Genomic DNA, 18319 nt, shown 5'->3' with positions numbered 1-18319 from the left:
GCCTGTGGCAGGGGATCGCACCTGGGGCAACGTCATGGCCGCGACACAATGTCGGCGTGCATGGCGGCGGTTGCGAATGCGCCTGGGAGAGCCAGCCATGAGTCTCACGAAGCCCTACCGGCCGCCCCTCCTCGCGCTGCTGGCGTTGAGCTGTCTCGGCGGAGAGGCGTTTGCGGTCGAGGACACCGCGCCTGACGGCGACAAGGGACGCTACACGATGTCGACGACGTCGGATGGCGTGATCCGGCTCGATACGAGGACCGGTGCGGTCTCGATGTGCAACAACAGCGGTGGGTCGGGCTTCGCCTGTTACGCGGTGCCCGATGAGCGCGCCGCGCTGGATGCCGAGATCGGCCGTCTGCAGGCGGAGAATGAAAAGCTCAAGGGCCAGCTCGCGTCGCGCGACCAGAGCATCTCCGGCAAGATCGATGAGCCGCTGCCGAAAGATCAGGCGCTGCCCAAATCCGATCAGTTGAAGAAAGCCGAACCCAAGACGGGGGACAAGCCGGGTGAATCGAAATCCTCCGATGCAACGCGCAAACTCGAGATCCCGCTGCCCAGCGACCAGGACATGGATCGCATGATGGGGTTCCTCGAACAGGCTTGGCGCCGGCTGCTCGACATGGCGACGCGGGTGCAGAAGGACGTCTCGGGCAGGATCTGAGACCGCTTCGAGGAGGCTGAACGCATGCCAGCCAGATCGATGTCGCGCAGCGCGCCCTCGGCGAGCGTCATCAATACGATCGTAACCTCGACTCTGACCGTACAGACTTCGGGCCGCGGCTTCACCGATCTCACGCGCGAGGTCGAGGCGTTCCTGCGTGAAGTATCCGCCAGGGAAGGCGCGGTGACCCTGTTCATTCGCCACACCTCGGCGTCGCTGACGATCCAGGAGAATGCCGATCCCACCGTGCTGCACGATCTCGCCACGGCGCTGGCGCGGCTGGCGCCGGAGAATGCCGGTTGGGTGCACGACACCGAGGGGCCCGACGACATGCCGGCGCACATCAAGACCATGTTGAGCACGGTCTCGCAGCAGGTGCCGGTGCAGGACGGCCGCATGATGCTCGGCACATGGCAGGCGCTCTATCTGATCGAGCATCGCGCGCGTCCGCATCGGCGCGAGGTGGTGTTGCAGTTCATCGGCGCGGCCTGAGGCCATAAAAGAGAAAATCCCTGGCGCAAAAAGCGGAACGGCCGCGGAGTGATCCGCGGCCGTTCGTCGTTGGAAGCAGATGCGAGCGGGGTGCCGCTCGCCTCGTGATCAATCGGCCTGGATGTCGACGTCCTTGGTCTCCGGCAGGAAGATGAAGCCGACGACCGCGGTGATCACGGCGAACGTGATCGGGTACCACAGGCCGGCATAGATATCGCCGGTCGAGGCCACGATTGCGAAGGCGGTGGCGGGCAGCAGGCCGCCGAACCAGCCGTTGCCGATGTGGTAGGGCAGCGACATCGAGGTGTAGCGGATCTTGGTCGGGAACAGCTCGACCAGCATCGCTGCGATCGGGCCGTAGACCATGGTGACGAAGATCACCAGGATCAGCAGCAGGCCGATGATCGCCGCGACCTGCGGACGGAAGATGTCGAACGGATGCGCCATCTTCACGATCGTCGGGTTGCCGGCCTTCGGATAGCCGGCCTCGCCGATCGCCGCCGTCAGCGCCGGGTTGCTGGTCTTGGCGTCGGTGTAGGGCACTTCCTTGCCGTTGAAGGTAACCTTCACGCCGGAGCCGGCCGGACCGTACACGGTCGAGTACTTGACCGAGGACTGGGCCAGGAAGGCGCGGGCGGTGTCGCAAGGCGCGGTGAAGACGCGGGTGCCGACCGGGTTGAACAGGTCGCCGCAGCCGGCGGGATCGGCCACCACTTCCACCTTCGTCGCCTCGATCGCCTTCTCCAGCGCCGGGTTGGCGTTGGTGGTGATCATCTTGAAGATCGGGAAGAAGGTCAGCGCCGCGATGAGGCAGCCGCCCATGATGATCGGCTTGCGGCCGATCTTGTCGGACAGCATGCCGAACACGACGAAGAAGCCGGTGCCGAGCAGCAGCGACCAGGCGATCAGCAGGTTGGCGGTGTAGCCGTCGACCTTCAGGATCGATTGCAGGAAGAACAGCGCGTAGAACTGGCCGGTATACCAGACCACGCCCTGGCCCATGGTGGCGCCGATCAGGGCCAGCAGCACGATCTTGGCGTTGCCCCAGTTCGCGAACGCTTCCGTCAGCGGCGCCTTCGAACTCTTGCCCTCGTCCTTCATCTTCTGGAACACGGGCGACTCGTTGAGGCGCAGACGGATCCAGACGGAGACGCCGAGCAGCAGCACGGACACCAGGAACGGAACGCGCCAGCCCCATTTGGCGAAGTCGGCCTCGCCAATGATGGTGCGGGTGAACAGGATGACCAGCAGCGACAGGAACAGGCCCATCGTCGCGGTGGTCTGGATGAAGGAGGTGTAGTAGCCGCGCTTGCCCATCGGCGCATGCTCGGCGACGTAGGTGGCCGCACCGCCATACTCACCGCCGAGCGCGAGGCCCTGCAGCAGGCGCAGACCGATCAGGATCACCGGTGCGGCGAAGCCGATGGTCTCGGCGTTCGGCAGGATGCCGACGATGAAGGTCGACAGGCCCATGATCAGGATCGTGACCAGGAAGGTGTACTTGCGGCCGACGATGTCGCCGATGCGGCCGAACACGATGGCGCCGAAGGGGCGAACCAGGAAGCCGGCGGCGAAGGCCAGCAGCGCGAAGATGTCGCGGGTGGCCGGCGGGTAGGCGCTGAAGAACTGCGCGCCGATGATCGAGGCCAGCGATCCGTAGAGATAGAAGTCGTACCACTCGAACACGGTGCCGAGAGAGGAAGCCAGAATGACGAAGCGTTCGTCCTTCGTCATGCCTCCCGATCTCGCTTGTGTGGCTACCATTGTCGACATCGGCATTCGCTCCCCATGATTGTTGTGATGATGGCTTTCGCCTCCGCATGCCGGACTTGGACGGCGCAGGTCGCGGAGACCTTGGCCTTCAGTAACATTGCAGTGAAACCCGCCCCAATACGACTTTCGGCTCTGCCCTCTGCGGCGCGCGGTAAAGATGGGGACATTGCGGCGGATCAAGTTCGGTGAGCGGCCGTCGCGCTACCGATGTTGCGTTGCACAAGGTTCGGATTAACCGCCTTCCCGGCAAGTGGAATTGGACGCTTGCATGCAACCGGTGGCCGGGCGAGTATTTCCGGAAAACCGGGCGCGTGCAGTTGCAGCATGTCGTCGGTCTCGCAAGGTCAAATCTGGATTCATGGCGGCTGCCAGCACCCATCTCGTCATTGCCGATGATCACCCGCTGTTCCGCAACGCTTTGCGGCAGGCCGTCGCGAGCGTGCTCGCGGAGGCCGTGGTCGACGAGGCCGGTTCGTTCGAGGACCTCACCGCACTGCTGGAAAAGGATTCCGAGGTCGATCTCGTACTTCTCGACCTCACCATGCCCGGCATCTCCGGCTTCTCGGGCCTGATCTATCTGCGCGCGCAATATCCGGCGATCCCGGTGGTCATCGTGTCGGCGAGCGATGACGGCGCGACGATCCGCCGCTCGCTCGATTTCGGCGCGTCCGGCTTCATTCCCAAACGGTTCGGCGTCGATACGCTGCGCGATGCCATCAAGAAGGTGATGGACGGCGACGTCTGGGTGCCGCCCGACACCGACCTCGCCGCCGGGGCCGATCCGGAGATGACGAAGCTGCGCGACCGGCTGGTCACCTTGACCCCGCAACAGGTGCGCGTGCTGATGATGCTGTCGCAGGGCCTCCTCAACAAGCAGATCGCCTACGAGCTCGGCGTCTCCGAGGCGACCATCAAGGCGCATGTCTCGGCCATCCTGCAGAAGCTCGGTGTCGAGAGCCGGACCCAGGCTGTGATCGCCGCCGCGAAGATCGCGGGCAGCGCCTGGCGGCAGGATACGCCGACGGGGAAGTAGGCGACGGGAAAATCTGGATGAGTCGTCATTCCGGGATGGTCCGAAGGACGGGGCCCGGGATCTCGAGATTCCGGGTTCGGCTCTGCGAGCCGCCCCGGAATGACGATACCCCGCAGCAGTCTGCCGGAGGCGCCATTGGCCGGCGCTTGATGCCGTCTTGCAGTGTATGTGGACAGCGTCCATTCCGCACGCCTTCTGCTTCACTCGCGACACGCCTTCACGGCCTCGCGGCGCACAGCGCGTCCGAGCTTTGCCAATCATCGGCCCTCTTGAAGATAGAGGGCGCAGGGAAGGCCGGGCGCTGGCCGCGCCCGTGGCCCGCCTGCAGAAAAAAAGCAGGCGGCAGTCACCACAGGTCTGGCCGAAACACCCGGCCTTCCCTGCGCGATGGCTTTAACGGCTGCTCCGCGCTCTCCTCGGGGACCGGCTTTCTTGCCCCCGTCATCCGCAACACCGTCGTCACGGATTTGGCATCAGCAACGGGATGCCAGGACCACACGGCTTGACCGTGCGCGCCGGATCGTTCGTCGGCATGCCGAAGCACGCTGCGACCCGACGCGCCCACCGCATCCCGCACCCCACGTTCGTGACGATCGCGAAGCGCCCCTCATGGCGGGCACGGGATGGCGCGACTCATAGCGCGATTTCTGGAAAGAAGAAATATAAATCTCTGTGGGGTCTGGTGGAAATCTCGATCCGTTTGACGGGATTTGGAGTACCTTGCCTCGGATTGTGGCCAGATTTTCTGTGAGTGCCTCGCCGAGGTCGAATGCTAGATCCTTGTATCTTCGAAAAAATCAGATGGCGTTGTAGTAACGATATCTTGCCATAAGATGGTGGAGGACGACAAATGTCTCGGTTCATTTTCTTGATTGGATTCTTTGCCGTCGCGCCTATCGCGACAACGGCTCGAGCAGAAAATTGCGAGCTAAAGGTTGTAATGTCTACCTACGAGCGCACAAGCAGTTATCACTCCGACTACCGACTAGCGAAGTTTGTCAAAGAAGCAGATTGGAACGAGTTAAGTAAGGGGGCGGCGGCTAGTGGGAAGATCTATGGTGTACCCACAAGTGGCAGCTACAACGAGTATAGAAAGGCTTACAATTCCATTGAGCAGCAATTTGGCCAATCTCTAACCGAAGACCAGGCCCAGCAAATCTTCTGGACCGGGTTAGACAAATCCGCAGCTGATGCGTATCAAAAATGTCTTGAAAGTAGTATTTTCAACCAATTTGGGCTGCACCTTGCTGTGGTAGAAGGAAACGTCGATGCGGTGCTCCTGAAAGTTCGATGGACGAATTTTCCGGGGACGAATAGCGGCCCGATAAAAATCAAATGGACGGTGCCGAAAATTGAAGGAATCGAGCTGCAAGCCGAAATGGACCCCGGCGACAACTATGTCTCCGTTGCTCGACCTAAGAGTGGAGGGGTTATCTTGGCCGCTTCGTATAACGGAGTTGTTTCGGAGGTTGTCAAAATCGTAGCTATTCCGCCGCCAGCGCCTAAGCCAATTGACAATTGTGTTTTGCAGCGCTCGGCGGACGTGTGCTTGCGATGTGAATTCAATGTAGATGATGTGGTGGCAACAGGTTCCAGTTCACAGGACTACACCTGTCAAAAAATGCCGGCAGGCGTTCGAATAAGCGCCAAAACAGCCAATTTGCAGATTTCTCTAGCGGCCGCAGGTGATTGCTGGCTCGATATTAGGATGAAGGGGCCGAATGAAGCTATATCGGGTCTGCTATCGTATGCAGGTGCTTGCCCAGCTCCGATTGCAGCTTCAGGGTCGAGCAGTTTCGTAAAGTCAACTGTTGATGGCGTGGGGCATGCGAGTTTCTATGTAGAGAAATGCGGTTCGGGAAAGCTGTGTCGCCTCAAAGGTAAGCTTGTTTTGGAAGCGGAAGATCCAGGGAAGTGAACGCGGAGGCCGATGAACTTCTGTAACTTTTACCGCAAGCCTCTTCGATCGTCAAAAAGGCTTCGACGTTCGATCGCAATCGAGGCGCAGCTCGGCGCGCGCCTGCTGTTCCGGTCCACGCGCGCACACACGCTGACCGCCTAGGGGCCATGCCTGTCTCGGCGCAGCTCGCCGCATCCTGGCAGACCTCAACGAGGCCGGGCAGGCGATCGCAGACTAAGGGCTCGCTGCGCGGACGCATCCGAGTCAGCTCCGCCATCTCGCACGGCTGCATCTGCATCGTCCCGGTGCTCGGCGAACTCATGCGACGCTATCCGAACATTCTGGTCGACATCAATCTGGGCGACGGGATCGTCGAGGTGGGGGCGTGGCAATTCGCTGCGGTCCGCTGGCGCTCATCGCGCGCCGCCTCAGCGAGAACGGCCGCACCAACGTCGCCTCGCCCGACTATCTGTCGCGCTGGGGGCGTGCCAGAAACGCCGGAAGACCGCAGCGCTGAGCCGGTATGGCCCTTCCGTCGCGACGGCGTCGACTATGCCCTGAAGGTACGCGGTGCCATCGAAGCCAAGAGCGGCGACACACTCAGCCAATTGGCGCTCGATGCGTCGGCATTGCCCGCGTCGGCGATTTCAACCTCGGCGGTGCGATCGCCGAGAGACGATTGGTCCCGCTGCTCAAGTCGTTCAATCGCGGCGACAGTCGTGACTTGAGAGTTGCCCTTACCTACTCCGCCGCCACCATCTGCTGGATCCGCCACTGGCCGAGCAGCGCGCGCAGCGAGGCTGGCTTGAGCGGCTTGTTGAGCACGGCGATGTTGTCGTCGCGGGCGGCGGCGCGGACGTGGGGGCTGCGGTCGGCGGTGATCAGGATCGCGGGCAGCGCCTCATTGAAGCGGCGGCGGATGTCGCGGATGGCGGCGATGCCGTTGCCGCGGTCGAGGTGATAGTCGACGAGCAGGCCGGTGACGGCGCCGTCGCGTGCCGCGATCGCCTCCACCGCGGACTCCGGATCGGGGACGGCGATCACCTCGGCGTCCCACGCCGTCAGCAGGGTCTTCATGCCGTCGAGGATCGCGGGATCGTTCTCGATGCAGACGATCAGGGCGCCCGCGATCGGCGTCGTTGCCAGCGGGGTCGCGGTGGTGACGGCGGCGGTGTGGTTGATCGCCTTGGCGATCGGCACCGTCACTGAGAACACCGAGCCGCGGCCGGGTCGCGAGTCCAGCGCAATGCCGTGATTGAGCACACGCGCGATGCGCTCGACAATCGACAGCCCCAGGCCGAGGCCGCGCGCGATCCGCGCGCCCTGCTCGAGGCGGTGGAATTCCTTGAAGATCTCGCCACGCTTGACCGGGGGGATGCCGACGCCGGTGTCGTAGACGCCGATCTGCAGCGACTGCCCGTGGCGGCGGCAGCCGACCAGCACGCGGCCCTTGGGCGTGTACTTGATGGCGTTGGAGATGAAGTTCTGCAGCAGCCGGCGTAGCAGCAGGCGGTCGGATTCGACCGGCAGCGACGACGGCACGAACACCAGCTCCAGACCCTTGGCGCGCGCGGCCGGCGCGAACTCGATCTCCAGCGAGCGCATCAGGTCGGCCATCTTGAAGCTCGAGATCGAGGGCGTCATCGCGCCGGCGTCGAGCCGGGAGATGTCCAGCAACGCGCCGAGAATCTCCTCGATCGCCTCGAGCGAGTCGTCGATGTTCTCGACCAGGCGCGAATCCTCGCCCGCCGTCTGCCGCTCGACCAGGCTCGTCACGTAGAGCCGCGCCGCGTTCAGCGGCTGCAGAATGTCGTGGCTGGCGGCGGCGAGGAAGCGCGTCTTGGAGATGTTGGCGTCCTCGGCGGCGCTCTTGGCCAGCGCGAGCTCCGAGTTCAGCCTTGTCAGCTCCTCGGTGCGGTCGCGCACGCGCTTCTCCAAGGTCGCATTGGCGCGCTCCAGCGCTTCGGCGGCCTCGAACGAGGGCGTCACGTCGGTAAAGGTGATGACGAGGCCGCCATCCGGCATGCGGTTGGTGCGGACCTCGATCACCATGTGGCGGTCGGCGAGGCGTTCCAGATAAGGCTCGCCCTCGGTGGTGTAGGCGGCGAGTCGGCGCGCCAGCAGCGCCTCGCTGTCCTCATAGGTCGGCGCGCCGATCGTGCCCATGAATTCGAGGATTTCCTTCAACGGGCTGCCGATCTGCACCAGATCCGGCGGCAGCCCGAGCAGGTCGACGAACTGGCCGTTGGAGCAGATCAGTTGCAGGTCGGCGTCGAACACCGCGATGCCCTGGCGCACGTGGTTGAGCGCGGTCTGCAGGATCTCGCGGTTGAAATGCAGCGCGGCGTGGGAATCGTCGAGCAGCTTCAAGGCGGCCTTGGCCGACACCGTGCGCTTGCGCAACAGCAGCGACATCACGAGGCGCGACGACGCCGCGCCGATCGAGGAGGCGATCAGGTGCTCGGCATGGCGCAGCAGCTCGAAATCGGCCGGCGCGGCCGGATCGAGCGGGAGGTTGCGCTGGGCGGCGAACGCCTCGAACGAGGCGCGGGCGCGGTCGGGACCGAGATATTGGCCGACCGTGCTCTGGATGTCCTGCACCGTCACGGTCGAGCGCCAGCGCCGGAAGCTCGGCGCACTCGGCGTCAGCTCGGCCGGTACGAAGATGTCGGCCTGCAAGAGCTCGATCGACGACGGCTGCCGCGCCAGCGACAGCACGATGTAGGTCAAGAGATTGAGCGACAGGCTCCACAGCACGCCATGCAGCAGCGGCGGCAGATCGGTGCCGAGCAGCGCCTGCGGCCTGAGTGCCTCCAGTCCGAACGGGCCGTGCTGGAGAAACAGGATGCCCGCGGTCGAGGTGTCCAGGAAGCTCGGGATGAAGAGCGTGTAGAGCCAGACGGCGAAGCCGACCAGCATGCCGCCCATGGCGCCGCGCGCGGTCGCGCGCCGCCAGAACAGACCGCCGAAGAAGCTCGGCGCGAGCTGGGCGATGGCGGCGAACGACAGCAGACCGATCGCCGCGAGCTGGGTGTTGCCGAGCGCGCGGTAGTAGAAATAGGCCATCACCATGATGGCGAAGATCGCGATGCGGCGGGTGCCGAGCAGGAAGCCCGCGAAGTCGCGGCCGATCTCGCGCTGCTCCTGACGCTGCAGCACCAGCGGCACGACGATGTCGTTGCACACCATGATCGACAGCGCCACGCATTCGACGATCACCATCGCGGTCGCCGCCGACAATCCGCCGACGAAGACGAGGATCGACAGCCATTGCGAATTGGCCTCGATCGGCAGCGCCAGCACATACATGTCGCTGTCGACGGCGCCGAACGGGAAGGTGACGAGGCCGGCGAGCGCGATCGGAATCACGAACAGATTGATCGCGACCAGATAGAGCGGGAACAGCCAGCGCGCGCGCGACACCTCGGCGTCGTCGGCGTTCTCGACCACGCTGACATGGAACTGGCGCGGCAGCAGCATCGCGGCGCAGAACGACAGCAGGGTCATGGTGAGGAAATTGCCGATGCCCGGCACATATTCCAGCGCGCGCTCGGCCTCCGGCGATTTCATCGCGCGCTCGATCAGCTCGACCGGCGAGAACATCCAGAAGGTGACGAAGGCGCCGGCGGCGATGAAGGCGACGAGCTTGATGATCGACTCGGTCGCGACCGCCAGCATCAGGCCATGCTGATGCTCGGTGGCGTCGGTCTGTCGCGTGCCGAACAGCACCGCGAAGACGGCCATCGCGAGCGTGACCATCAGCGCCATGTCGCCGACGATCGGGATGTGGGCGAAGGCGCGGTCGTCGATCAGGATGGTCTGCAGCGAGGAGGCGACGGCCTTGAGCTGCAGCGCGATGTAGGGCACCGAGCCGATGATCGCGATCAGCGCCACCGTGGCCGCCACCGCCTGGCTCTTGCCGTAGCGGGCGCCGATCAGGTCGGCCACGGACGTGATGTTCTGCGACTTGGCGAGCTGGATCACCCGGCGCAGCAGCGGCGTGCAGGCGCCGACCATCAGGATCGGCCCGAGATAGATCGCAAGGAAGTCGACGCTGGTGCGCGAGGCGAAGCCGACCGAGCCGAAGAAGGTCCAGGAGGTGCAGTAGATCGCCAGCGACAGCGGGTAGATCAGCCCAGCCAGCCGGCCACGGCTTTCCGCCGGCCGCCGCTCTCCGGCCCGGTTGCCGCGGCTGGCGACCAGGAACAGGAAGCCGATGTAGCCGAACGCGGCTGCGATCACGCCCCAGTCATGCAGCATGGCCTTCGCGAACTCCTCGATCGCTGCGCCCCGTGAATTGGCCGCGAACTTAGCGCTTTGCGAGAGGCGGGGCGATAGGGATGTGGCGAGGGACGCAGGGAACGAGGAGGCGTCGCTAAGGGCGGCGCGATGTATCGCTTCGACGGCGGCGGTCCGTTCCATATCCAGACGGATCGGTGGAGTCGTGACGATCTGAGCCCGTGTCTCGCGGCGTGGCCGGTCAGCTCCCCTCCCCCTTGCGGGGAGGGGTTGGGGGTGGGGGGCCCCGGGCACTGAATTGAATTAGACGCGCGCCTCGGCCTTATCGTCAGCAGCTGGACTCTTCGCTCCTTTAGAGAGCTCAGGCTGTCTCATGGAGAGCGGGACTCGGTATGAACCGGGCTGAGTCCTGACAATTCAGACCGGGTTGATTCCTGACAGGCAAGCTTCGTCCGATTCGAAGGAGGATCGGTCGATGCCTTTCAGGGAGAGCAGTCCTGTGGAGCAGCGTATCGGGTTGTTTCGGGAGTACGACACGGGAGCTTTTTCGGTGACGGAGCTGTGCGCGCGGCACGGCATCAGCCGGGAGACGTTCTACGTTTGGGAGCGCCGCCGCGCGAGCGGGGATCCGCAGTGGTTCGAGGAGAAGAGCCACGCCGTGCAGAACTGCCCGCACGCCACAGCGGACCGGCTGGCACGGCGCATCATCGCAACACGACGACGGTTTCCGCATTTTGGCCCCAAGAAGATCAAGGCCTGGCTCGCGCGCGAGCGGCCGGAGGTCGACTGGCCGGCGGCCTCGACGATCGGCGACCTCCTGAAGCGTGAAGGCCTGGTCGAAGCGCAGCCACGCCGACTCACCGATGCGGCGAGCCGCTATCTCATCGAGGTGCGCATTGTCGATCCGACCTGGGCTGGCGTGAAGGGCGCTCTGGAGCGCGTTTTCAAGGATATCGGCCTTCCCGACGCGATCCGCTCCGACAATGGAGTACCGTTCGGATCGACGGGAGCTGGCGGCCTTTCGGCGCTCTCGGTGTGGTGGCTCAAGCTCGGCATCGAGCCACGCTACATCCCACCAGCGAGCCCGCAGGACAACGGCCGGCACGAGCGCATGCACCGCACGCTGAAGGCCGAGACGTCGAAGCCACCGGCAGACACGGCCGCCGAGCAGCAGCGACGCTTCGACGCCTTTCGCCGCCACTTCAACGAGGAGCGGCCGCACGAGGCGCTCGACCAGGTGGCCCCCGTCAAGCTCTGGCGCAGGCCGGTGCGCTTCATGCCAGACCGTCTCGATGATCCCTGGTACGACGCCGATCACGAGGTCCGCCGCGTGCGTCCCACCGGGGACATCAAATGGCAAGGCGAGCACGTCTTCGTTGGCGAAGCGCTCGCCGGCGAACTCATCGGCCTCGCCAAGCACGATACCGGCGGCCACATCGTCCGCTTCTGGGGCCGAGACCTCGGGCTGATCGACCGCGACCGCCGTTTCCTGCGCTTTGCTCCGCCGCGTGCGCGGCTCCGCGTCGCGCAGGAAACGGCGGAGACAACACAGCAGTGATCGAATAGTGTCAGGGATCAGCCCGGTCCAAAATGTCAGGGATCAACCCGGTCGGTCACTCGTGGACCCCCACCCCCGACCCCTCCCCGCAAGGGGGAGGGGAGCGCAGTGGCGAGTGAGGTGATCGCGTAGCCAGCTCAGCCGCGGGCGCGCGTAGCCCGGATGAGCGGAGCGATATCCGGGGTCCTATGAGCTGCCGAGGCGAACCCGGGTGTCGCTGCGCTCACCCGGGCTACGAAGGGCTACTCCGCCGCCATCGCCTTCTTGTGCAGCGAAAGGCCCAGCCGTTCCCAGACCTGCAGCAGGGCCTCGGCGAGGCGGTCGATCAGGCCGTCGTCGTGATAGGGCGAGGGCGTGATGCGCAGGCGCTCGGCGCCCTTGGCGACGGTCGGGTAGTTGATCGGCTGGATGTAGATGCCGTGCTCTTCCAGCAGCAGGTCGGAGGCCTGCTTGCACTTCTCGGGATCGCCGACGAACAGCGGCACGATGTGGGTGTCGTTGGTCATCACCGGCAGGCCGGCGGCGTTGAGGATCGCCTTCACCCGCGCGGCGCGGTCCTGGTGGCGTTCGCGCTCCCAGCTCGACGATTTCAGGTGCTTGATCGCAGCCGTGGCGGCCGAGCAGATCGGCGGCGGCAGCGCGGTCGTGAAGATGAAGCCCGGCGCATAGGAGCGCACGGCGTCGATGATCTCGCCCTTGGCGGCGATGTAGCCGCCGAGGCAGCCGAACGCCTTGGCGAGGGTGCCTTCGAGGATGTCGATGCGGTGCATGACGCCGTCGCGCTCGGCGATGCCGCCGCCGCGCGGGCCGTACATGCCGACCGCATGCACCTCGTCGACATAGGTCATCGCGTTGTAGCGCTCGGCGAGATCGCAGATCGCTGCCAGCGGCGCGACGTCGCCGTCCATCGAATACAGGCTCTCGCAGGCGATCAGCTTCGGCCGGTTCGGGCCGGCCGCGATCAGGAGCTCTTCGAGATGGCCGAGGTCGTTGTGGCGCCAGATCTGGCGCTCGCAGCCGGACTGGCGCACGCCCTCGATCATCGAATTGTGGTTCAGCGCGTCCGACAGGATCAGGCAGTCGGGGATCAGCTTGGCGAGCGTGGCGATGCCGGTCTGGTTGGAGACATAACCGGAGGTGAACAGCAGCGCCGCTTCCTTGCCGTGGAGGTCGGCGAGCTCGGCCTCGAGCTGCACCAGGGGATGATGGGTTCCGGCGATGTTGCGGGTGCCGCCGGCGCCGGTCCCGACGCGGGTCGCGGTCTCGACCATCGCGCCGACCACCTTCGGGTGCTGGCCCATGCCGAGATAGTCGTTGGAGCACCAGATCACGACATTGCGTGGTCCGCTCGGCGAGTGCCAGGTCGCATGCGGGAACCGGCCGGCGATGCGTTCGAGATCGGCGAAGACACGGTAGCGACGCTCATCATGCAGGCGACCGAGGGCGGCACTGAAGTACTGGCTGTAGTCCATCACGAAACCCGAACTGGCGCGCTGCAGTGCAGCATCTGAAGTGAAGACCTCGCGGCATGCGTGGCGTGAGGTCTTCTTAGAGCGTTTCCAGAGCGGCTGTCGAGCCGGAATCCCACGGCGGGAATTGGGCGATTTGTCCAAGGGAGGAGTGATCTCGGCCGAACGGCGCCCGGATTGCGGCGACGCGGCGGCGGCACAGCTCCGCGGCCTCAGGTGGTGCGATAATGCAGCACGCCGTCGACATCCTGGCCGGTCAGCCGACCCTCGACCAGCATGTAGTTGACGTGGGCGATCAGCTCGCCGGCGGCAAAGCCCATCTGGTGCGGGTCGAGCACGTGCTTGTGGAACACGACCGGCACGAGCTGCGCCGAGGTCTTCGGCTCGTCGCGGCAGGCGTCCGCGATCATCCGGCAGCGCTCCTCGTGGTGGTCGGCGAGCTGCTTGATGCGCGTCTTCAGCCCGTAGAACGGCACGCCATGGCCTGGCAGCACCAGCACGTCATAGGGCAGGGTGGTGGTGAGGCTCGCCAGCGAAGCCAGATATTCGCCGAGCGAGTTCTGGTCGGGCTCGACCGCCCAGACGCTGACATTGGGCGAGATCTTGCTCAGCACCTGGTCGGCGGACAGGAACAGCTTGTCGGCGGCACAATACAGCATGACCTGGTCGAGCGCGTGGCCGCCGCCGGTGATGACCTTGAAGCGCCGGCTGCCGATCTGGATCTCGTCGCCATGGGAGATGCGGCGGTAAGAGGCCGGCAGCACCGAGACGCGCTGCAGATATTCCTGGCCGCGGCCGAGCAGCTTGTCGGTCAGGGTCTCGTCCATGCCGTGGCGGCGGAAGAACAGCCGCTGGGCATCGCGACGCTCCTCGGTGCCGCGGTTCTGGTGATAGACCGACTGCAGGTACTCGACCTGCGACATCACCAGCGGGCAGTTGAAGCGCTCGACGATCCAGCCGGCGAGCCCGACATGGTCGGGATGCGAATGCGTCACGATCAGCCGGCTGATCTTGACGTGTTTGAGCGGGCCATCGAGCAGCCGCGTCCAGGCGGCGATCGACTCCTCGTTGCCGAAGCCTGAGTCCACCGCGACCCAGCCGTCGCCATCGGCGAGCAGATAGATGTTCACATGGTTGAGGCGGAACGGCAGCTTCAGGCGCAGCCACAGCACGCCGGGCGCGACCTCGACGACCTGGTCCTCACCGGGATGCTGCTCCCAGGGATAGCGCAGGGCTTCGGCGGAGGAGTGAACGGTGTCTGTCTTCGTCATGCCTCATCGATTAACGGCCGCTGCGGGCGAGCGCCAGCCGAAAAACACATGGCTGGACGGCATTCCGGGGTACGGAAGGTGCTTCGGGGCGCGCCAGCATGACCTGCCTCGGCGCCTTCTGCTTCGCCACGCCCCCGTCATTCCGGCGCGAGGCCGCAGGCCTCGAACCCGGAATGACCGGCGAGTAGCAACTACGCCGCCCGGATGTTGGTCAGGAACGAATCGACCTCGGCGCGCAAGGTGTCGGCCTCGCGGCGTAGCGCCTCCGAGGCGCTGAGCACCTCGTTGGCGGAGGTGCCGGCCTGGGCCGAGGCGCTGGAGACGCCGGTGATGTTGTTGGAGACCTCGGTGGTGCCGGAGGCCGCCTGCTGGATGTTGCGGGCGATCTCGTGCGTCGCGGTGCCCTGCTGCTCGACGGCGGCGGCGATCGCGGTGGTGACGTTGTCGATCTCGGCGATGGTCTCGCCGATGTTGCGGATCGCCGACACGGCCGACGAGGCGACCTGCTGCATGCCTGCGATCTGGGTGCGGATCTCATCGGTGGCCTTGGCGGTCTGGCTCGCCAGGCTCTTCACCTCCTGCGCGACCACCGCGAAGCCGCGGCCGGCCTCGCCCGCGCGCGCCGCCTCGATCGTGGCGTTGAGCGCGAGCAGGTTGGTCTGCGAGGCGATCGCCTGGATCAGGTCGACGACGACGCTGACGCGGCTCGCATTGTCGGCGAGTCCCTGCATCGTCGAGTCGGTGGCGCCGGCTTCCTCGACCGCCTTCTTGGCGATCTGGGCCGAGGTCACGACCTGGCGGCTGATCTCCGCGATCGACGACGACAATTGCTCGGTGCCGGCCGACACGGTCTGGACGTTGACCGAGGTCTCCTCGGCAGCCGCCGCGACCGCATTGACCAGCGAGTTGGACTGGTCGGCGGTCTGCGACATGCTCTGCGCGGTCGCCTGCATGGCCGTGGCGGAGTTCTGCAGCGTGCCGAGGGCGCTGCGCACCGTCGCCTCGAACGTGGCGATCTGCGCCTCCATGCGCGCGGCGCGCTCGGCCTTGGCGGCATTCTCGCGGTCCTGCTCGGCGGCCAGGGTACGGGCACGGACCATGTTGTCGCGGAACACCTGCAGGGTGTCGACCATCGCGCCGATCTCGTCGCGCTGCTTCGAGGCCGCAATCTCGGTGTCGAGATCGCCGCTCGACAGCGTCTGCATCGCCTGCTGCAGCCGCTTGATCCGGCGCAGGATGTTGCCGCCGACATAGAGCCAGACGAACAGCACCGAGCCGAGCAGCGTGGCTGCGCCGGCACCGGCCATGCCGAGCGTTGCCAGCTCGATGTCACGGCCCGCCGTGCTGGTGGCGCTTTCGGTCGACTTGCGCACGCCTTCGACGAGCTGCTGCACGCTGATGTCGAGACCGACATTGAGCTTTCGCGTCTCCTCCAGCACGGTCTGCCCGTAATCGTTGGCGTCGAGCTCCTTCTCGCGCGTCTTGAACACGCGGGCCTTGCCCTCGCCGAGTGCGGCGAGCTTCAGCGCGGCATCGTGGATTGCCTTGGTGCTGCGGCCGGTCGGCAGCAATTCGAGATTGGATTTGAGCTGCGCCACCGCCTCCTTGAACTGCCGCTCGATCGTCTCCAGCGTGTCGCTGTCGTTGGCCGAGAGCGCGGCAGCCATCTGCGCCACTAGCAGGTTGCCGGACGCGATCACGTTGCCGAGCTGCTCGACGAACCGTGCGGCTGCCGTTGCGTCGTCCGCGGACACCTCGGCTGCGCCGAGCACGGCGTTGAGCTGCGTCTGGGCATCCAGCATCGGCTCGTTGGCGGCGGCAGTGAAGTCCGCCTGCGCCTTGCGCAACGCATCATACTGCTTGTTGTGCAGGGCGGCGACTTCGAGACGCTCGCGTGCGGCCGACACCAGGCTCTGATTCGCCTCGTTGATGTTCTTGATGGTCTCGGCGAGCGGCGCCACCACGCTTTTCGCGGCGCCGAGCGCGCTGATCTCGCTCAGGCGCTCCTGCGTGGTCTTCTGGATCTCCTGCATCTTCTTCAGGCGATCGTTGAGCGCGTCCTCGCTCTGGGACTGCAGCAGCGCCGGGCCGAGGCTGGCCAGGCCTGAGCTCTGCGCCAGCAGTTGCAGGCTCGAGGTGAGGCGCGGAATCTCGCGGTCCGAGAGCTCGACCATGGTGCCGCCGACGTGTCGCAGCATCAGTCCCGCAGCGACGCTGATCGCGATCGCCATGCCGGCGATCACTGCGAAGGCTGCGAACAGGCTGCCGCGGACGCCCCATCCAGGTCGCAGGACTCCGAGCACCCTGCTGAAGCTGAACCGAATCGCCATCTCTGGTGTCCCCCGATATGCACTACTTGGAGCTGTTGCTTGCAGGCAGTATCGCGGCGGGCGGTTAACAAATCCGGGAAACTACTCGGGCAGTGCTGAGTTTTCTCGCATTTTCGCATTTCACCGTGCGGCATTTAACAGGACGGAAAGGATTGTTGGGCCGCGCTTTCGATAACCTATGACAGAAAAGGCCGGCATCGCTGCCGGCCTTCCCGTCGTTTGTTGTTATTTGACGCCTGCGGATCAGTAGCGGGCCGCGAGCGGAGCGCCCCAGTTGAAGCGGTAGTTCACGCCAGCCTTGAAGGTGTGGTCGTCGGTGGTGAAGCTGCCGGTCGGGACCAGCGCGGCGGGCGCCGTGAAGGTGGCGCTGCCGAAATTGTAGTACTGATACTCGGCCTTGGCCGACCAGTTGGGCGCGAACATGTATTCGAGGCCGGCGCCGACGGTCCAGCCGTTGCGGTGGTCGCCGTTGGTTGCGAAGCCGACTGGCGTGCCGGCGAACGTCACCTTCTCGTTGTTGTCGGAATAGGCGTAGCCGCCCTTCACGTAGAGCAGGCCCGGACCCCAGGTGTAGCCGAAGCGGCCGGTGATCGAGCCGAGGCCGCGCTGGCTGTTGGTGTAGACGAGGCCGCCGGGGAAGGCGGCGCCGACGCTGCCGCTCAGCCAGCTGTACTGGCCCTCGGCGCCGATCACCCAGGTCGGTGCGAACTGCCAGTCGGCGCCGACCTGCACGCCGCCCAGGAAGCGGCCGTTGGAGTTGTTGCCGGTGGCGAGGCCGGAGAAGTTGTTGTCGCTGGAGAACGCGCCGCCGAGATGGGCGCCGAGATAGAAGCCGGTCCAGTTGTAGATCGGAGCGGCATAGGCCGGCGGCGCCTTGGTGGCGTAGGGATAGGTCCGGGCGCCGAGATCGGCGGCGACAGCGGACTGGGCCGAGGCCAGCGCGGCGACTGCAACGGTTGCGAACAGGATCTTCTTCATGGCGGGGTCTCCGATACTCAACTAACAAGGCTCGCGCAGCGCGCGCCGTCGATGGATCGGAGATAGATTGCTTTCGAATAAAATGCTGTCACTCGCGCAGCACACTGGCCTCCAACCCGACCTTCTGCGGGCAAAGGTTCTGGCGTAGTTAGCAATGCACTAACGAAGGCTGAACCGGGAGTTAACGCCGGGCCCCTTTGTGCCGCCGCGGCACAACCGGTTAAGGCGCGTTAAGAGCTCGATGCAGGGCCGCGACTGCGTCGCGCAGCTGCTCGCGATGAACGATGTCGTCCTTGGGCATCGAAGCGATGCCGGCGGCGAGCTCGTGAAGGATCGCGGCGAGCAGTCCAAAGTTCAGATGCATATGGATCGACTTGCGGACGTCCTCGGGGCCGGGGCGCTCCAGGGTCAATGCCAGGCCAGATGATTCGAGATGGGCTTCGAACCGCGAGGAATGCTCGAACGTGCCGGCATAGAACTTGTCGGGATATTCGAGCGCGATCTCGGCCTTGTCCGGGATGGGTTTCGACATGGTAGCTCCTGAGCGGCGATGCGCGCATGTTCGCAGATCTGCCTCCCGCCGCCTTGCGCCAGGTCATAGTGGGCGGAGCG

At 65.1% G+C, this 18319-nt stretch carries 13 protein-coding genes; 6 read left to right on the top strand and 7 right to left on the bottom strand.

The genetic code is table 11. The annotated features are described in order from the left end of the window. Window positions 1-97 precede the first annotated feature (97 nt). Window positions 98-664: a hypothetical protein gene (locus QX121_RS25220; protein WP_315735916.1), complete on the top strand. Its 567-nt coding sequence runs from the start codon at window positions 98-100 to the stop codon at window positions 662-664. A 24-nt stretch (window positions 665-688) separates the two neighbouring features. After that, window positions 689-1156, top strand: a complete 468-nt coding sequence (locus QX121_RS25215; protein ID WP_315813315.1) for a secondary thiamine-phosphate synthase enzyme YjbQ — start codon at window positions 689-691, stop codon at window positions 1154-1156. A 108-nt stretch (window positions 1157-1264) separates the two neighbouring features. Here the strand turns inward: QX121_RS25215 and QX121_RS25210 are convergent, their stop codons facing one another. Beyond that, entirely contained in the window at window positions 1265-2935 is a 1671-nt protein-coding gene (locus QX121_RS25210) for an MFS transporter (protein ID WP_315735921.1), read from the bottom strand. 352 nt (window positions 2936-3287) lie between these two features. Here QX121_RS25210 and QX121_RS25205 point away from each other — a divergent pair, with 352 nt between their 5' ends. The 3 genes from QX121_RS25205 (at window position 3288) to QX121_RS25195 (ending at window position 6590) form a co-directional block, all read left to right on the top strand. Further along, a complete protein-coding gene (locus QX121_RS25205) occupies window positions 3288-3962 on the top strand; it encodes a response regulator (protein WP_008961908.1) in 675 nt (224 codons plus the stop codon). Window positions 3963-4812: 850 nt separating this feature from the next. Beyond that, a complete protein-coding gene (locus QX121_RS25200; protein WP_315813314.1) occupies window positions 4813-5880 on the top strand; it encodes a hypothetical protein in 1068 nt (355 codons plus the stop codon). 149 nt (window positions 5881-6029) lie between these two features. Next, window positions 6030-6590 (top strand): hypothetical protein, encoded by a 561-nt coding sequence (locus tag QX121_RS25195; RefSeq protein ID WP_315813313.1) that lies wholly within the window; start codon window positions 6030-6032, stop codon window positions 6588-6590. A 13-nt stretch (window positions 6591-6603) separates the two neighbouring features. On the opposite strand, the gene QX121_RS25190 is transcribed toward QX121_RS25195, so the two are convergent. Continuing rightward, a complete protein-coding gene (locus QX121_RS25190) occupies window positions 6604-10122 on the bottom strand; it encodes a PAS domain-containing hybrid sensor histidine kinase/response regulator (RefSeq protein WP_315735932.1) in 3519 nt (1172 codons plus the stop codon). A gap of 454 nt (window positions 10123-10576) precedes the next feature. On the opposite strand from QX121_RS25190, the gene QX121_RS25185 reads away from it, so the two are divergent. Then, a complete protein-coding gene (locus QX121_RS25185; protein WP_315811377.1) occupies window positions 10577-11659 on the top strand; it encodes an integrase core domain-containing protein in 1083 nt (360 codons plus the stop codon). A 242-nt stretch (window positions 11660-11901) separates the two neighbouring features. Here QX121_RS25185 and hemA read toward each other — a convergent pair whose 3' ends face one another. From hemA to QX121_RS25160, 5 genes are all read right to left on the bottom strand, one after another. Next, window positions 11902-13131 (bottom strand): 5-aminolevulinate synthase, encoded by a 1230-nt coding sequence (hemA, locus tag QX121_RS25180; RefSeq protein ID WP_315778420.1) that lies wholly within the window; start codon window positions 13129-13131, stop codon window positions 11902-11904. Window positions 13132-13340: 209 nt separating this feature from the next. Then, on the bottom strand, window positions 13341-14399 hold the full coding sequence (locus tag QX121_RS25175; RefSeq protein WP_315735936.1) for an MBL fold metallo-hydrolase: 1059 nt from the start codon (window positions 14397-14399) through the stop codon (window positions 13341-13343). 191 nt (window positions 14400-14590) lie between these two features. Then, window positions 14591-16729, bottom strand: coding sequence for a HAMP domain-containing methyl-accepting chemotaxis protein (locus QX121_RS25170; protein ID WP_315813312.1), 2139 nt, complete (start codon window positions 16727-16729; stop codon window positions 14591-14593). A 243-nt stretch (window positions 16730-16972) separates the two neighbouring features. Further along, window positions 16973-17707, bottom strand: coding sequence for a porin family protein (locus tag QX121_RS25165; protein WP_315784731.1), 735 nt, complete (start codon window positions 17705-17707; stop codon window positions 16973-16975). 220 nt (window positions 17708-17927) lie between these two features. Further along, window positions 17928-18239, bottom strand: coding sequence for a hypothetical protein (locus QX121_RS25160; protein ID WP_315717894.1), 312 nt, complete (start codon window positions 18237-18239; stop codon window positions 17928-17930). Window positions 18240-18319: the final 80 nt, after the last annotated feature.

The organism is Bradyrhizobium sp. SZCCHNR2028, from assembly GCF_032380995.1.
In the GTDB taxonomy this organism is placed as follows: domain Bacteria; phylum Pseudomonadota; class Alphaproteobacteria; order Rhizobiales; family Xanthobacteraceae; genus Bradyrhizobium.
Note: the sequence above shows the minus strand (reverse complement) of the source record. Positions and strands in the feature narration are given on the sequence as shown.

What these genes read in the sequence shown, in the direction of transcription:
- hemA (WP_315778420.1), bottom strand. Translation starts at nt 13,131, where the DNA reads ATGGACTACAGCCAGTACTTCAGTGCCGCCCTCGGTCGCCTGCATGAT.
- QX121_RS25190 (WP_315735932.1), bottom strand. Translation starts at nt 10,122, where the DNA reads ATGCTGCATGACTGGGGCGTGATCGCAGCCGCGTTCGGCTACATCGGC.
- QX121_RS25220 (WP_315735916.1), top strand. Translation starts at nt 98, where the DNA reads ATGAGTCTCACGAAGCCCTACCGGCCGCCCCTCCTCGCGCTGCTGGCG.
- QX121_RS25195 (WP_315813313.1), top strand. Translation starts at nt 6,030, where the DNA reads ATGCCTGTCTCGGCGCAGCTCGCCGCATCCTGGCAGACCTCAACGAGG.
- QX121_RS25175 (WP_315735936.1), bottom strand. Translation starts at nt 14,399, where the DNA reads ATGACGAAGACAGACACCGTTCACTCCTCCGCCGAAGCCCTGCGCTAT.
- QX121_RS25160 (WP_315717894.1), bottom strand. Translation starts at nt 18,239, where the DNA reads ATGTCGAAACCCATCCCGGACAAGGCCGAGATCGCGCTCGAATATCCC.
- QX121_RS25170 (WP_315813312.1), bottom strand. Translation starts at nt 16,729, where the DNA reads ATGGCGATTCGGTTCAGCTTCAGCAGGGTGCTCGGAGTCCTGCGACCT.
- QX121_RS25205 (WP_008961908.1), top strand. Translation starts at nt 3,288, where the DNA reads ATGGCGGCTGCCAGCACCCATCTCGTCATTGCCGATGATCACCCGCTG.
- QX121_RS25215 (WP_315813315.1), top strand. Translation starts at nt 689, where the DNA reads ATGCCAGCCAGATCGATGTCGCGCAGCGCGCCCTCGGCGAGCGTCATC.
- QX121_RS25185 (WP_315811377.1), top strand. Translation starts at nt 10,577, where the DNA reads ATGCCTTTCAGGGAGAGCAGTCCTGTGGAGCAGCGTATCGGGTTGTTT.
- QX121_RS25200 (WP_315813314.1), top strand. Translation starts at nt 4,813, where the DNA reads ATGTCTCGGTTCATTTTCTTGATTGGATTCTTTGCCGTCGCGCCTATC.
- QX121_RS25165 (WP_315784731.1), bottom strand. Translation starts at nt 17,707, where the DNA reads ATGAAGAAGATCCTGTTCGCAACCGTTGCAGTCGCCGCGCTGGCCTCG.
- QX121_RS25210 (WP_315735921.1), bottom strand. Translation starts at nt 2,935, where the DNA reads ATGCCGATGTCGACAATGGTAGCCACACAAGCGAGATCGGGAGGCATG.